Genomic DNA, 15,565 nt, shown 5'->3' with positions numbered 1-15,565 from the left:
GCTACTGGGCCTGATCCTTCTTTTTTCTCGATCCGATCTTTGGTTCTTCCGGCTCGGTGCTCTTCTCCTCGTCCGTATCCAAGCCGGGCAGGTGCCACTTCCCGGAGAAATAGCGATCGGTCAGGACCTGCTGGGTAATCGTCAGGACATTGTTCGTCAGCCAATACAGGACCAATCCGGCGGGGAAATTGATGAACAAGAACGTCATGACGGCCGGCAAGACCAACATGATCTTGGCCTGTGTCGGATCCATGGTCGTCGGCGTGATCTTTTGTTGCACGATCATGCTGGCTCCCATGACAATCGGCAGAATGTAATAGGGATCCTGTACGGACAAGTCTTTGATCCACAATATGAACGGGGCCTGCCGCAAATCGATGGTCATGAACAGAATGTTGAACAGAGCCACGAACACCGGCATCTGTAGCACCATCGGGAGACACCCGCCGACGGGATTCACTTTTCGATCCCGATAGAGCTTGATCAATTCCTTATTCAACCGTTCCCGGTCATCCTTGTATTTTGCCTGCAAGGCCGCAACCTTCGGCTGAATGACCTGCATTTGCTTCATTGATTTGTAACTCTTGTACTGCAGGGGCGCGAACATCAGCTTGATGCCGACCGTCAACAAAATAATCGTGACGCCGTAGTTGTGGGTGAACTCGTACAGGTAGCGCAGCACATAAAAAATCGGCTTCGCGACGGCTTTGACAAAGCTCCAGCTCCCAAAAATGAACCATCCAAAATCAATCGTATCTTCCAGCCCGATATTGAATGCCTTCAATGTGTCGTATTCTTTCGGGCCGGCAAAGAGCTGCATGGAATAGCCGGTCTCGGGCGCCGGCTGAGCGAATCGCACCGCAGCCGAGGCCAGCTTGTCGCCCTCCTTTTTCGCCAATGCGCCGGACGCGCGGACCGGAATCAATACGCTTAAGAAATACTTGTCTTGGAGCGCCACCCATTGAACGTCGCCCTTTCGTTCCGCTTCGGTATCGGGTGTCTCCTTCACCACTTTCTCATCGACCAGCGAGGCGGCGCCCATCAGACCGATGAATCCCTCGCCCCACTCGATAATGCCGAAATTCGTGCCCAGCCCCACGTCGATCGGCGTCGGCAAGCCCTCGGTCTTTACGTTGATGTCCACCAAATAGGTGTCATGGTGAAAGGTCAGTTGCTTTTCAACGATCGTCCTGGAGGCGGGGTCTTGATACCGGAACGTCACGTGGCCGACCGGGTGCGAAGCATCGAGTTTTCCTGCGTCCTGCGAAACCTGGTAGAGCGCCTGTTGCAACCGGTCGGTCATGCCCGAATCGGGAACCGTGAGGTTTAAGGGGCCTTTGAACCTTCCCCCCGTATACACCAATTGAACAGGCTGGTCCGCCGCATGGTCACCGACTGTGTACCGCTTCAACTCCCAGCTGGTAATCACCCCGCCGCGGTTACTCATTCGCGCTCGATACAGATTCGTTTCGATCTCGACGCTCTGTTCCTCGACCGAGCCCGGCAAGGCCTGGGACCGCATATCCGAAACGTCGCGTTTATTTCCCGGACCGGGCTGGCCCATGGCAACCGGCGGAGCCGATTCACTCGGTGGAGCTTCGGCATTTTTGACGGGAGCAGCAGGAGAGACGGGCTCGGCCTGCTGCTCCGCCGGCGGAGGCAACAGGCCGAATTCTTTCAGTAAGTAGTCATACCCGATGATCACCGCGAGGGAAATCAGCAGGAATACGATAACGCGTCTATCCATTCCGTCCCGCTCCGCTTTTTTGCCCGCTATTGATCATTTGACTGGATCCATTCCGCCCGGATGGAATGGATGGCACTTCAGCAAGCGGAAACAGGCCATCCCGACCCCTCGCAACGCGCCATACTTTACAATCGCATCGTGCGCATAAGCCGAACAGGTTGGCTCAAACCGGCACGCACGGCCGAGAAACGGCGAGACGCATAGGCGGTACACTCTAATGAGGCCGAGGCAGAGGATCTTCATGAGACGACCCCGCCCGCCGCGATTAATCCGTTTCGTCCAAGGCTCTGAATCCATACGTCATGGAGCCTCGCGAACTGGACCGTCAGGCACTCTCGCCTGGGAAAGACGAGAAATCGATATCCCGGGGAAAGACGCCCGCGGACAAGCCGGGCGAGTTCGCGAAAGATACGCTTTGCGCGATTCCGTGACACCGCCGTGCCGAATCGCTTTCCGACAATGATCGCCAATCTCGTGTCCATGCCGTCGGCCCGGCGAATAAGCAAATTGAACAATGCGGTGGATACCCGTTGCCCCGCCTGTTTGACCCAATCAATATCGCGGGTGTTCCGCAAGAATAGATCCGCCCCGGAATGTCGATCCCTCATAGTTCCTTCTCATTCGTCAGCCGAGCATGGCGAATGAACCGACGTCTTCACACACGGTCCCTCTGCCGGGGTCCGCTCGATACGCAACGCTGAACGAGTCACACGACCCCGGCCATAGGTCATCAAGGCGGTACCCACCTCCGGCCTCCGATCCCAGGCCCGATGTCGTTGATTCATCTTACAAACGGCTTGGGGGAAAAGACTTATACGGTCAGGCGGGCGCGGCCCTTGGCCCGACGGCGGGCTAAGACTTTTCGACCGTTCTTCGTGCTCATGCGCTTCCGAAACCCATGCTCCCGCTTGCGCTTGAGATTCGAAGGCTGCCGAAATGTAAACGACATGGAATGCTCCTCTCTACAGGTCTATAGGCGAAAAGACGGTCATTATAGGGAGAGGCCTGCGAACGTGTCAATGCGATGTGCGCCGCTCTCCGTATAAGGCGTGGTTGTATTCTCAGCGCGATCCCTTAAGTCGTCCTTGGAGTTTGTCTACATTTGAGGCGCTTTTGCCCCCGCGGCGCCATCATGCCACAGTGATTCCTCGAAAACGATTGGCGGAGTAATGCTGTAACCCATGGTCACCTCAGTCGAATTCAAGTTTTGCCCGCCGGCCGTCCCGCTGGCACTGAGGTTGCCTAGCTTGTAGAGGAACTATTTGTCCAATTGCGTGAAAATGCCTTTGGTGCCACGGCGTAGCCCGGAACATGCTGGCTTAAGCCTTGCGGGCAAATTCAACAATACTCGCCCGCTCGGCATGGGCAAGAGTAAGATGACGGTCATGCGCGTTATGTCCCAGGGTATCCGGCTCCATATCTTCAGCATCGTCCTGCTCAGCCTCCTCGTTCTCCCCGGCTGTGTGGAGACGGTGCCCGATGAATTGGTGGACGCGATCGAAGCAATTGACCGAGATCTGGTTAGTCTCCGAGCCGGAGATGTCTCCCCGGAAGATTATTCACATTTTGTGCAGCATTGGATTGGTCTGAAAGCCCGGGTTCAGTCCGAGGAAAACCTGGTTCGTTGGCCCTGGGAAGAGAACGGATTGGAGAGCGATCTCGAAAAACTGCACGAGGAAGGCAGTCAACTGGTTGCCTCCGTGAAAGAGCGCCAGAATAGCCAGCGTCTCTCAGCGGAGGCTAAACTTGCCCGTATCGAACAACGCCTGCGGTTCTTGACAGCCAGCATCGGTACGATCGGCAGCCGTCTCGTCTCCGGCGAACAGCATCTCGAAACGGAGTTCTGGATCAAGCAGGCACGAACACTTTTGGAAGACGGGCAGTTCGAGCGGTCTATTCAGGCATCCGATCGAGCCTCCAAGATCGTCCTCGCCCAAGCCATGACTTTGAACAACGAACTCGGGCGGTACGCCGACCAAGAACTCATTACTGCGTGGAAAGATGCCGTTCGGCGAACCGTGGAATGGTCGCAGGCGCATCGTGCGCAGGCCATTGTGATCAGCAAGGCCGACCGGCTGCTGCTCCTCTATAAGAACGGACGAAAGGTTCGCTCTTATCCCATCCAGCTCGGCTCACGGGGCATCAGAGCCAAGCGTCATTACGGCGATGGAGCCACACCGGAAGGCGAATATCGGATTGTCCGAAAACGGGGGCAACGACATACTCCATTCCATCGTTCCTTGGTCCTCAATTATCCGAATGCCGATGACAAGCGCCGCTTCGAGGCGGCGCAGAAGGCCGGCGAGATCAGTACGTCGCAGTCCATGTCGGGATCGATTGAGATCCATGGCATGGCGCACGGGATCACGGATCAACCGTTCGGCAGCATCGTCCTCGACAATCAACATATCGCTGCGTTATTTCAACAAGTCGCAGTAGGTACACCGGTGACCATTGTGGGAGCGTTGGAATCTCAGAACTCCGTGTCACTGGTGCTGGCGGATCTCGGCGACCAGGAAGAGACATGACGGTAGACCGCTGCGGTTCATGCTAACCCGCATTATTCATGAATGCTTCAGCCGCAATCGCGGATTCACCGCTACCACAAGCCATTCGCCGGCGTACTCGCCACTCAGTCCCTCGACGTACTCTTTCCCGTACGCCTCGGTTCCTCGTGGCTTCGCTTGCCCGTCTGGCTTGGCGGCTCCACGATTTCGCGACGAACCGTCATGAATAATCCGGGCTAAAGACTTTCATCCTCAACTCGCCCCGCCCCCGACTCTTCCGTTTGCGTTTTGTCCCCGCGCCACCTAAGATTGGCTTGATCTTGACCGAGGCTGATCGACTTCCGACCAGAAGCGGTCCGGCACCCGCGCTCATCGTCGTTGATATGGCTAGAGAGGCCGAGATTCATATCTTTGAGGATTCCGAGGAATTGGCCGCCGAGGCAGCTGACCTTTTTCTCTGGCTTGCCGAACAAGCTGTCGAGGCCCGTGGTCGCTGTACTGTGGCCTTGTCCGGCGGGTCAACACCAAAAAGTGTCTATAGCCTGCTCGCCTCTTCTCATGCGAGGCGGCTTGATTGGTCCCGCCTATTCTTTTTCTTCGGCGATGAACGGTGTGTGCCCTCTTCCCATCCGGACAGCAATTTTCACCTGGCTCAGACATCATTATTTCTCCCGTTGAATTTGTCGGATGCTCGGATTTTTCCCATGAGGGGCGAACTCGATCCGCAGGTTGCAGCCGCCCAGTACGAAGGCACCATGCGCCGGACGCTCGAACCATCGACCGATGGATGGCCGCGTTTTGATTTGATCCTCCTCGGGCTTGGTCCGGACGGCCACACGGCATCCTTGTTCCCTGGGACCGATGCTCTCAAAGAGCAGAATAAGTGGGTGACGCCCGGGCTTGCTCCCAACGGTGTCCGACAAAGACTGACCATCACCCTGGGAGTCATCAACCATGCCGATCTGGTGCTCTTTCTTGTCACCGGGGCCGGCAAGGCCCGCATCGCCAAGGAAGTGCTCGAGCCTTCATCGCTCGACGAGGCCTGTCAACATCCGGCGTCGCTCGTACGTCCAAGCCGTGGACGACTTCTGTGGTTCCTTGATTCCGCGGCAGCAGCTGAATTAACCACCACCAGACAACATGTATCGTGGCGTGAGGAATAAATGATTCTGGCAGGAGATATCGGAGGAACCAAAACCAACCTTGCCTTGTTCGAATGGACAACAGAACGGGTTGAGGCAATCCGTGAAGAGACTTTTCATAGTGCCGACTATCAGTCGCTTGAGGACATCCTTGAGGAGTTTCTGAACAAGCCGGCCACCGTTCAGAGTCCATCCGGCGAATGGTTGGACGAGCCGGTCGAATCCGAGGAGCTCGATTCCTCAAAAAAAGAAGAACCGGCTCCCTTGGTACTTGGCGCGGCCTGTATCGGAGTAGCGGGACCCGTTATCGATAACTGTTCCCGAACCACTAATCTGCCGTGGCTCGTAGACGGGCCCGCCATCGGCAAACGGTTCAACATCGGAAATGTCCGGCTGCTGAACGATCTCGAAGCGACGGCGTACGGCCTTCTTCTCCTGCGTGATGACGAGATGGCGGTCCTGAATGCAGGCAGTCCGCCGAAGAAAAGACAGGCGCTGGCGTTGATCGCCGCCGGGACCGGGCTCGGAGAGTCAATTTTGTTTTGGGATGGAACGCGCTATCAACCGATGCCGTCGGAGGGAGGCCATACGGATTTTGCTCCCAACAGCGACAGTGAAATCGAGCTGCTTCGACATCTTCGAGGCAGCTATCTCCATGTCAGTTACGAGCGCGTCCTGTCCGGTCCGGGACTCCACGCGATTTATGAATATTTACGCGATACGAAGAAGAATGAGCCGACATGGCTGGCCGAAAAGATCAAGGTCGAAGACCCGGCCGCGACCATCGCTCAAGCCGGGTTACAGGGCGGGACGGAGATCGCCAAGCAAGCGCTGGAGTTATTCGCTTCTATTTATGGTGCGGAGGCCGGGAACCTGGCGCTGAAGGCGTTGGCGCTCGATGGAGTCTATGTGGCTGGCGGCATCGCGCCGAAACTGCTTAAGAAGCTTCAGGACGGCACATTCATGAGGGCCTTTACCAACAAGGGTCGCTACAAACGATTGATGACGACCATTCCCGTGAAGGTCGTCATGAATCCAAAGACCGCGTTGCTTGGGGCTGCTTCTGTCGCCGGGCGGATGGTGGAGGCCTCGACGCGATGAGTGCGACCGAATCGACCTCCGCTTTTAAAGAACAGGCCGCAGCCAAGGCGGTGGAGTTTGTCCGCACCGGGATGGTCGTCGGCCTCGGAACCGGCTCAACGGCCAAATTCATGATCGTGTTGCTGGGACAACGGGTGCGCGACGGTCTTGAGATCCGGGGTGTTCCGACCTCGCGGGAAACCGCCGACCTGGCTCGCGGGCAGGGGATTCCCTTGATCGGCACGGAAGAGGATTGGAACATCGACCTGGCACTGGACGGCGCCGATCAAGCGGATCCTCGCTTGAATTTGATCAAAGGCGGCGGCGGGGCATTGCTCAAGGAAAAGATCGTCGCGGCCGCCGCCAAGCAATTCATCGTGATGGTGGACCAGAATAAATGCGTGCCCGTTCTGGGACGTTCCTTTCCCTTGCCGATTGAGGTGGTCCCATTCGGCTGGGGCAGTACCAGGCGGCAAATTGAAGCGCTCACCGGCGCCAAATGCGCTCTCCGGCGACAGGGCGATGAGGTGTTCCGCACAGAAGCATGCCATTACATCCTGGACGTCTCTATCGGCGCTATCGATGACCCGGCTCAACTCGAGCGCGGTTTGCAGCAGATTCCCGGCGTGGTGGAGACGGGGTTATTCGTCGGAAGAACAACCTTATTGGTCGTCGGGGGGCCCGAAGGCATTCGTCTCATGGGGACATGAGCAATCACCATACCGAGGAGCCGAACGACCGTCACCTTACGCGCCGTCATCTATTGAGAGTCATTGCCTGTACCGGTCGGGGACTCATTGCTCTTCCGCTTGCGGTCCCCTGGTTCATGAAATCAACCTCTATACCTTACGCATACACTCACACTACGAGAGAACCGACCATGACCGATCATCCTCCAATCGCCCACGATCCGTACCGGCTGCCGCGCCATGTTGTTCCAAGTCGCTATGACCTGCATCTCGAACCGGATCTCCATGCCAGGACTTTTTCCGGGCACGAAACCATCAGCCTCCAAGTAAAGCAGGACACGTCGGAAATCGTGCTCAATGCCGCCGAACTGGACATTTTCACCGCCTTAATCGACGGCCCGGCCGGTGTTCAGCAGAAGGGACATATCGCCCTTCAGCCCGAGAGGGAGCGCTGCACGATTCATTTTCCCACTCCGCTCGTTTCGGGCAGTTGGCGCCTCACGCTCACGTTCAAGGGCACGCTCAACGACAAGCTGCGCGGTTTTTATCGTAGCACCTACACTGATGCCGATGGAATCAAGCAGACCATGGCAGCGACACAGTTTGAAGCGACCGACGCCCGCCGCGCCTTTCCCTGCTGGGACGAGCCCGACTTCAAAGCCGTATTTGCCGTGACGTTGGCCGTCGATCCGGTCTTAACCGCTCTCTCCAATTCCGCCGTGCGTTCGGATGAGATTAAGGACGGAAAGAAAGTCGTCACCTTTGCCGATACGATAACAATGTCTACATATCTCGTCGCCTTGATCGTCGGACGAATGGAAGGGACCAAGCCCGTCCTGGTCGGGACAACGCCGATCCGCATCTGGACGGTGCCGGGCAAGCAGCATTTGGCCGCCTTTGGCCTCGACATTGCCGCTTATTCGCTGTCGTTCTTTTCGAGCTACTACGGCATTCCCTATCCCGGGGACAAACTCGACTTGATCGCCATCCCGGACTTTGCCTCCGGCGCCATGGAAAATTTCGGCGCAATCACATTCCGCGAGACGGCGCTGCTGGTCGACGCTCAACGGGCCACGCGCTCGGAACGTGAACGAGTTGCGGATGTGGTCGCGCACGAAAACGCCCACATGTGGTTCGGCGACCTGGTGACCATGTCCTGGTGGAACGGCCTCTGGCTGAATGAAGCCTTCGCCACCTTTATGGAAATGCTGGCCGTGGATAGTTGGAAGCCGGAGTGGGAACGGTGGACGGCGTTCGGCGTCTCGCGCGCTGCGGCTTTATCCGTAGATGGGCTGCACAGCACCAGACCCATCGAGTATCCCGTCTTGGCTCCGAAGGATGCCGATGCAATGTTCGACGTCCTGACCTATGAGAAAGGCGCGTCCGTGCTTCGCATGCTGGAGCAATATATCGGGCCGGATACGTTTCGTGAGGGGGTGCGGCGGTATCTTCGCGCCCATGCATACGGCAACGCGGATACGAACGATCTCTGGATCTCGATGGCCGGAGCGGCGAATCACGATATTCCCCAACTCCTCGACCGCTGGATCTTTTCTCCGGGGTATCCGCTGATTTCCGCGAATCTTGCCGGCCCATCAGAGATCAGGATTTCGCAGCAGCGATTCACCTATCTGTCCACGTCGCTCGCCGATGATGCCGGGCCGGAGTCGAACCATCAGGAGTGGCAGGTCCCGATTCAATTAAAAATCATGAGCGGGGATCGGACGGAGACGCAGCGTGTACTGCTTACCGGGCGGGAAACTGTCATGCGACTTCCTGATCAGTGGACCTCCGTGATCCTGAATGAAGGGGGTCATGGCTTCTATCGCGTCCGATATGGGCCCGAGCTTCTCGATCGTCTCGAACGGGATGGATTGGCGCGACTGACCGCGGTCGAACGGTTCAACCTTGCCAACGACATGTGGGCCTCGACGCTCGCGCGCATGCTGCCGCCGGCACAATATTTATCACTCACCGCACACTTCAAAGGCGAGCGGGACCATAACGTCTGGGCCGTGTTGCTCGGGTCCTTTTCAACGTTGGACCGGGTATTGCCGGCAGACGAGAGGCCGCTGCTCCAACGGTTCGTGCGCGACCGACTCCTCTCGGCGGCGGACGAGCTGGGATGGGCGCCTCGTCACAATGAGGGGGATTTGGTGAAGGAGTTGCGCAGCAATATTCTTCGCGCCCTCGGCACCTTGGGCAATCATTCCGACACGCAACGCGAAGCGGCGCAACTCTACAGTGCCGAACAGGATCATCCCGGTACCGTCGATCCGAACCTTCTTCCGGCGCTCGTGTCGATTCTCGCCTTTACGGGCGATGAGGCTCGTTATGAGGAGTTCCTCCACCGGTTCCGTAAAGCCGCCACCCCGCAGGAAGAGCGGCGCTTTCTCTATGCGTTGGCGGCCTTTCGATCGCCCGACCTCCTTAAGCGGACGTTGGAGAAGACCCTCAATGGAGAGATTCGGACGCAGGACGCGCCCATGGTCGTGAGCGCCCTGCTCCATAATGTGTACGGCCGCACGATAGCCTGGGCCTTTGTAAAGAAACATTGGGAGGAAATGGATCGTCGCTTTCCCAAGAACGGCCTCCGCCGCATGTGCGGCGGCATCGTGGGCCTGGCCACTCGGGAACTGCAACAGGAGGTGCAGGAATTTTTCGCCTCAAAGAAAATCGACTTGGGGGGCAAAACCTTGCAGCAGTATCTTGAGCAATTGCAGATCGTGGTGGCGTTCCGCGAGCAGTCGCTCGGCGCGGTCCGTGACTATCTGGGTGGAACACAAACACAACTTGCCACATAACGTGCAGACAATTCGAACACGACAATCGCCGAAAAGCGCCGGATGGATTCGGCCCCCGGATTACTCATGCCGCAAGACCGCCAGTGGCCGTTGTCCCAAAATTCGGAACGTACTGAGGAATCCGACCAGCAAGGTGAGCAAAACAGTCAAACCAAGTCCGGTGAACAGCACCCTCGGCTGAGCAGACCACGGTAAGTCGAGGATGAATCGCAACACCGCCCAAGAAAGACCGCCGGCCAACAGCACCCCGATACAGCCGGCGACCAATCCCAGAATCACATATTCCACGGCGAACGATCGAGCGATCATTCCCCTCGTTGCACCCAGCGCTTTCAGGATCACGGACTCATAAAGCCTCCGATAGCGCGTGGCGCTGAGCGTCGTCGCCATGACCAAGGCCCCGGCCAGGATACAAAAGAGCGCGACCGCGCGCACCGCCAACGACAAGCGATCCAGAATGCGGGCAAAGCTGTCTAAGACGTCGCCGATGTTCACGGCCGTCACGTTGGGGAACGCGGCGACGACCTCGCGCTGCAACGATGCTTCCTCAGCCGGCGGGACACGAACCGTGGCCACATAGGTAAACGGCGCTCCATCCAAGGCGCCGGGCGAGACAATCATGTAGAAGTTTGTCGAAAAATTGCCCCATTCCACTTTCCTGATGCTGCTGATTCTCGCTTTGAGGGTCACACCTTGGATCTCCAATTCAACCGAAGACCCGATGTCCAAGCCGAGATGCTTGGCCGCCTCCTCTTCAATGGAGAGCAGAGGTTCCGTAAATTGTTGTCCCGGCTCCCACCACGTTCCCTTCACAATGAGATTGTCCTTCGGGGGCTGGTCTAAAAATGTCAGCACGTATTCGCGGGTCAAGTACCAGTTCTTCCGCCTGTCTTCTCTTTTTGCGTCGTCTTGCGCCTCGGGATCGATGTCGGCGGTGACCACCTGGCCGTTGATGGCCCGCAAGCGGGACCGGACAAGAGGTGTCAGAGCCGGAGACAACTCTCCCGTTTCCTTATGCAACAGGCCTCTGAAGGAGTCCGCTTGATCCGGTTGGATATCGATGAAAAAAAAGGTCGGCGCATCCGTCGGCCGGTTATCCTGGACCCGGTTGACCAGTGAGTGCTCGACCATGCCGATCGTCACCATCACCATCACTCCGACACCGATCGACATCATCACGATGAGTGTCTGGCTTCCCGGCCTGATGATATTGCCGACGGCCTGCCGCACCGTGATCGACGGTGAGGCAGGAAGACGCCGGAGGAAGGACAACATCGCCTGGGACGCAAGAATCAACAATAGTACGGCTACGAGCAGTCCGGCGATGAAGAGTGCGCCTACCTTGACGCTGCCGGCCTGCCATATGGAGAGACCGGCGAGTCCGGCGGCGATACAGAGGGCGGCGATCAGGCGCGGACGATCACGCACCATGACCGCCTTCCAGCATGCAGACAACGAGAGTGCCCGACGTTGTGCCGCCCCTCCGATTCCCTCGACATCACGGCGAAAAATCGCGGCAGGTTTAATGGCGCGAATAGCAAGCAACGGCCACAGGCTGAACAGCAATGTCGTGAGCAGGCCAAGGCCAATACCTTTGATGATCGGCAGCAGCGATGCTCGGCTGATCGAGGAGGAAAATTGCACCTGGTCTAAAATATTGACCTCGATCAACTGCGACACAGCCATCGGCAGGACACTTTGAAGCCCGAGTCCTACCAAGACTCCCGCCAAGCTCCCGACCAAACCGAGCCCAAGCGCCTGCCCCAGGTAAGTGAGAATGATCGTGGCCGTATCCGCGCCTAAGATCTTCAAGACGGCAATGCTCTGCAATTTTTCTCGCAGAAACGACTGGACCGAGGCAGCTACGCCGATTCCGCCTACGAACAAGGCGGTCAGCCCGACCAATCCGAGATACTGTGAAAGCTGATCCAGGAATTGCTTGAGTTGCGGCTGCGCTTCCCGATAGGACGAGACGCGAGCCGATTCCCCGCCCAAACGGCCGCGCAGTTCATGCTGGATCGGAGTGATTTCGATCGAGGATGGCAATCGCAGGAGAAACCGTTCGCGCACCCGACTGCCCGGCTTCACGAGCTCCGCGGCCGCCAGCCCCTCTTGAGAAATAAGTACCCTGGGCCCGATGCTGAACATGTTCGCCATGCGGTCCGGTTCTTTCTGAATCACGCCGGTGATGACGAAGACCGCTTCGCCGATTTTAATGCGCGCCCCGCGCTGCATGCCCATCTGAATCAGAAAGGACTCCTGAACCAGCGCGCCGTAGCAGGTCGGCAGGCAGCCTTCCAAGCGCTTCGCTTCCAAGAGCGAAGCAAGGGGCGCTTCAGGACTATGGGCCAACACACCATAGAGCGGATACCCGGCTTCCACCGCCTTTAGTTCGACCAAGAGTGTCCTGGCGCGGTCGCTCGCTCGTTCCGTCCCGCCTGTGGAAACCATCGCCGCGAGTTCACTGGCATGATTGACGGTGACCCCTCGCTTTTCCAGAGATAGGAGGACCTCTGTCGCCCGCTCGCCGGGCTGATGCGAAAGCCTGATCTCAATGTCGCCACCCAAGAGGCCGCGTGCTTCCCGCGTGACCGCTTGCTCGACGTTGACGCCGAACAGCGACACCGCCACGAGCCCTCCGACTCCCACGGCGATGCAGGCGAGGAAATACAGAAAATGCCGCCAGGCCGCCCTCGTCTCACGCCACGCCATTCTCAAGGAGAAGGTTTGTACTTGATTCATAGGAGTTACGGCTGAACCATGGAATCGGACTCGACCTTTCCGTCCCGCAACATGATGACGCGCTCCATCCGACTCGCCAGCGACTGGTCATGTGTCACCAGCACCAGTGTGGTTCCATAATCCCGATGCATACCTTCCAAAAGGTCGATCACTTGCCGGCCGGTCACCGTGTCCAGATTGCCGGTTGGCTCATCTGCGAGCAGGATGGGCGGGCGGCATGCGAAGGCCCTCGCGATCGCCACCCGTTGCTGTTCTCCGCCGGAGAGTTGGACGGGATAATGGTCGAGGCGCTCTCGCAGCCCGACTGAATTAAGCAACTGATGGGCTTGTTTCCTTGCATCGGCATCACCGGCCAATTCGAGCGGTACGGTGACGTTCTCCACGGCGGTCAACGTCGGAATGAGATGGAAGGATTGAAAAATATACCCGATTTTTCTTCGACGATAGCGGGCCATCACGTTTTCCGATAATTTCGTGATGTCCGTGCCGTCGATGACGATGGAGCCGGACGTGGGACGATCGAGCCCCGCGATGAGTCCCAACAGCGTGGACTTGCCGCTTCCCGACGGACCCACGATGGCCACGCGTTGCTTCTCTTCGATGGTAAGTGTGATCTCATCAAGAATACTGATGGCATGCCCGCCGGCCGTCAGACGCATCGTGACATTGTTGATGGCGATCATGTTGTTGGTATTTTCCTCCCCTCGACTACGACGCCGCTGTTCATATTATACTGGGTACATGATGTTCATGATGAACGGGCGCTCTCACCGGACTCGATTATGGTTGCTCATTCCCATTATCTTCGGCTGCGCCATAGCGGCCTGCGATGAGGAGTCGCCTCACCAGAGAAGCGATGCCTCCGCCGACATTCACGCCGGGCGGACCGTGGCCGATGCCGAGCCGGCTCGCTCATCCGACATGCCCCGTCCTGTCGAAGCGCAGAAAGATACTCTACCAAGGATTGTCGCTTTTGGTGATAGTCTGACGGCGGGGTTCGGCGTTGCCCCCCAGGATGCCTATCCGGCGCAACTGCAACGTCGCCTCGATACTTTGGGATATCGCTATCATGTCGTGAATGCGGGAGTCAGCGGCGACACCACGGCCGGCGGAGTTCGTCGAATCTCATGGATTTTGAACGGCAACCCGCACATCGTCATCCTCGAACTCGGCGGCAATGACGGCCTTAGAGGCCTCGACATGGAGCAAAGCCGCGCGAATCTCGATGCTATCATCGCCCGCTTGAAACAAGCCGGCATCATCGTCGTTCTGGCCGGCATGAAACTGCCTCCCAACTATGGGGCGGACTACACGACCCGTTTCGAATCCATGTACCGGGATCTGTCGAGACGCCATGGTCTTCCTCTGATTCCTTTTCTGCTAGACGGCGTCGGCGGTGATCGTCGGCTTAATCAACCGGACGGCATTCACCCGACCGGTGAGGGATACCGGATTGTAGTCGAGAATGTGCTGCGGACATTGGAACCGCTGCTTGACCGCCCGATAACAGGTGGCAAGGGAGCAGGGCACACAAAGACCGACCAGCGCCCATCCGGCCTTTGAAGGGGACAAGCGCTGATGGGGAAAGGAGCAGGGAAGGTTCAGCTCTTTTTGAAGAAAGTATCGTAGACGCCGTAGGCCAGGATGATCCCGATCAACGTGTAGTACATGCCCGTGATGCCGCTGTAGTCGACGGGCCCTTCACTCACATTGGCAAAGGCCACGGACGGTCCCAAGATTGCCGCTAGCCCGAAAAATGCCGCCATCAACCTATTCATCCTTACACCCCCTTGTAGCAAAAACTGTAGACAGACCAAAATAAGATTGCATTCTACTCAACGGGATTAGGCCGGCGCAAGAGGCTGGTGCCTTAAAATTCCACCGGCGGAGGATTGCAAGGAAGGAGAGTAGAGCTTCGACGACTGGGGACGACGGAGTAAATGCTAGTGCGAAGCTTCCCGCTTATCCATGGCCCGCAGTGCGACGATGACTTTTTTGATCGTCGCGGCCAGCGATGCCAGCTTCTCGCTTTTGTCAGCCAGATCGCCGGCGATGACCCGCATCTCCGCATCGAGATTCTCAAACTGGCGAGACAGGTCTCCCGTCTTCCCGAGCTGACTCTTATAAGAGGCCAGGTCCCGCCGCAAATCTCGACACGTCACTTGCATGGCCTTGGACTCATCGAGCGATGCTTCCAGCTGCTGCGTGAGCCGGGCCAAAGCCGCTTCCCGGCTTTGTAGTTCCGTCTCGAGCCCGACCTGAATCTCCTCACCCTCGCGGCGCCGATCGTCGAGATTGCGGATAAACCGCATCCACGACGCTACTTCGCCCGTCGCCGTGGCAGGCTGGTCGGGAACCGCAGCGCCCCGCTCAATTGCACGCACCGCCTGCTGCATCCACTCGATAAAGATCGTCAGCTCCCCAAGCCGGACATCCGTCGAGCGACTCGACGGAGCTTCATGCTCTTCATTTTGGACGGCCGCGGACGCCTTCGGTTCGTGAGTCTTCGGCACCGGCCGCGGTTTCGACCACCGATGATATTCCAGCAGCGCGGCCACGCCATGCCGGCACAAGGGTTGTTCGGACAATGTGCAACTGCATCGTGCTTCCAAGAATCCGTCCCGCAATTGGATCGCCTGCTCGTACAATCCGGAGTTTCCCATGACCGCCGCGGTGAGATGTACCTCATTGGCATCGATGATTCTGACCCGATTTTCGGAGCTGTACTGCTTGCCGATATGGAAGGCGTTCGATTCAACGACTGACTGAATCATGGCCGGCTCCAATAATCCGAGCCGATCGGCGGAGCAGGCGATTTTACCCTTCATCTAGAGACACCCGGCACGAATTACTG

The 15,565-nt window shown here is 57.8% G+C and carries 14 protein-coding genes; 6 read left to right on the top strand and 8 right to left on the bottom strand.

The window, feature by feature from the left end; genetic code table 11:
- Position 1: 1 nt before the first annotated feature.
- From yidC to rpmH, 4 genes are all read right to left on the bottom strand, one after another.
- On the bottom strand, positions 2-1,747 hold the full coding sequence (gene yidC / locus ACWGXE_RS21350) for a membrane protein insertase YidC (protein WP_447600153.1): 1,746 nt from the start codon (positions 1,745-1,747) through the stop codon (positions 2-4).
- 33 nt (positions 1,748-1,780) lie between these two features.
- Entirely contained in the window at positions 1,781-1,990 is a 210-nt protein-coding gene (yidD, locus tag ACWGXE_RS21345; RefSeq protein ID WP_447600152.1) for a membrane protein insertion efficiency factor YidD, read from the bottom strand.
- A complete protein-coding gene (rnpA, locus tag ACWGXE_RS21340) occupies positions 1,987-2,355 on the bottom strand; it encodes a ribonuclease P protein component (protein WP_447600151.1) in 369 nt (122 codons plus the stop codon). The genes yidD and rnpA overlap by 4 nt, the downstream gene beginning before the upstream one ends.
- 203 nt (positions 2,356-2,558) lie before the next feature.
- Complete coding sequence (gene rpmH, locus ACWGXE_RS21335; RefSeq protein WP_447600150.1) at positions 2,559-2,696, bottom strand: 50S ribosomal protein L34; 138 nt, start codon at positions 2,694-2,696, stop codon at positions 2,559-2,561.
- Between the two features lie 436 nt (positions 2,697-3,132).
- Here rpmH and ACWGXE_RS21330 point away from each other — a divergent pair, with 436 nt between their 5' ends.
- The 5 genes from ACWGXE_RS21330 to ACWGXE_RS21310 all read left to right on the top strand — a co-directional run bounded on the left by ACWGXE_RS21330 (position 3,133) and on the right by ACWGXE_RS21310 (position 9,969).
- Positions 3,133-4,275, top strand: a complete 1,143-nt coding sequence (locus ACWGXE_RS21330; protein ID WP_447600149.1) for a L,D-transpeptidase family protein — start codon at positions 3,133-3,135, stop codon at positions 4,273-4,275.
- Positions 4,276-4,568: 293 nt separating this feature from the next.
- Entirely contained in the window at positions 4,569-5,417 is an 849-nt protein-coding gene (gene pgl / locus ACWGXE_RS21325; RefSeq protein WP_447600148.1) for a 6-phosphogluconolactonase, read from the top strand.
- Complete coding sequence (glk, locus tag ACWGXE_RS21320) at positions 5,418-6,497, top strand: glucokinase (RefSeq protein ID WP_447600147.1); 1,080 nt, start codon at positions 5,418-5,420, stop codon at positions 6,495-6,497.
- Entirely contained in the window at positions 6,494-7,186 is a 693-nt protein-coding gene (rpiA, locus tag ACWGXE_RS21315) for a ribose-5-phosphate isomerase RpiA (protein ID WP_447600146.1), read from the top strand. Before glk ends, rpiA begins: the two co-directional genes overlap by 4 nt.
- A gap of 170 nt (positions 7,187-7,356) precedes the next feature.
- Complete coding sequence (locus ACWGXE_RS21310) at positions 7,357-9,969, top strand: M1 family metallopeptidase (protein WP_447600145.1); 2,613 nt, start codon at positions 7,357-7,359, stop codon at positions 9,967-9,969.
- 60 nt (positions 9,970-10,029) lie between these two features.
- On the opposite strand, the gene ACWGXE_RS21305 is transcribed toward ACWGXE_RS21310, so the two are convergent.
- Positions 10,030-12,711, bottom strand: a complete 2,682-nt coding sequence (locus tag ACWGXE_RS21305; protein WP_447600144.1) for an ABC transporter permease — start codon at positions 12,709-12,711, stop codon at positions 10,030-10,032.
- Positions 12,712-12,716: 5 nt separating this feature from the next.
- Complete coding sequence (locus ACWGXE_RS21300) at positions 12,717-13,394, bottom strand: ABC transporter ATP-binding protein (RefSeq protein WP_447600143.1); 678 nt, start codon at positions 13,392-13,394, stop codon at positions 12,717-12,719.
- Positions 13,395-13,461: 67 nt separating this feature from the next.
- Here ACWGXE_RS21300 and ACWGXE_RS21295 point away from each other — a divergent pair, with 67 nt between their 5' ends.
- Positions 13,462-14,274, top strand: a complete 813-nt coding sequence (locus ACWGXE_RS21295; RefSeq protein WP_447600142.1) for an arylesterase — start codon at positions 13,462-13,464, stop codon at positions 14,272-14,274.
- A 38-nt stretch (positions 14,275-14,312) separates the two neighbouring features.
- Here the strand turns inward: ACWGXE_RS21295 and ACWGXE_RS21290 are convergent, their stop codons facing one another.
- Positions 14,313-14,489: a hypothetical protein gene (locus ACWGXE_RS21290; protein ID WP_447600141.1), complete on the bottom strand. Its 177-nt coding sequence runs from the start codon at positions 14,487-14,489 to the stop codon at positions 14,313-14,315.
- Positions 14,490-14,654: 165 nt separating this feature from the next.
- A complete protein-coding gene (locus ACWGXE_RS21285) occupies positions 14,655-15,539 on the bottom strand; it encodes a hypothetical protein (protein ID WP_447600140.1) in 885 nt (294 codons plus the stop codon).
- Positions 15,540-15,565: the final 26 nt, after the last annotated feature.

The sequence above is a fragment of the Nitrospira sp. Nam80 genome (genome assembly GCF_965152575.1).
Note: the sequence above shows the minus strand (reverse complement) of the source record. Positions and strands in the feature narration are given on the sequence as shown.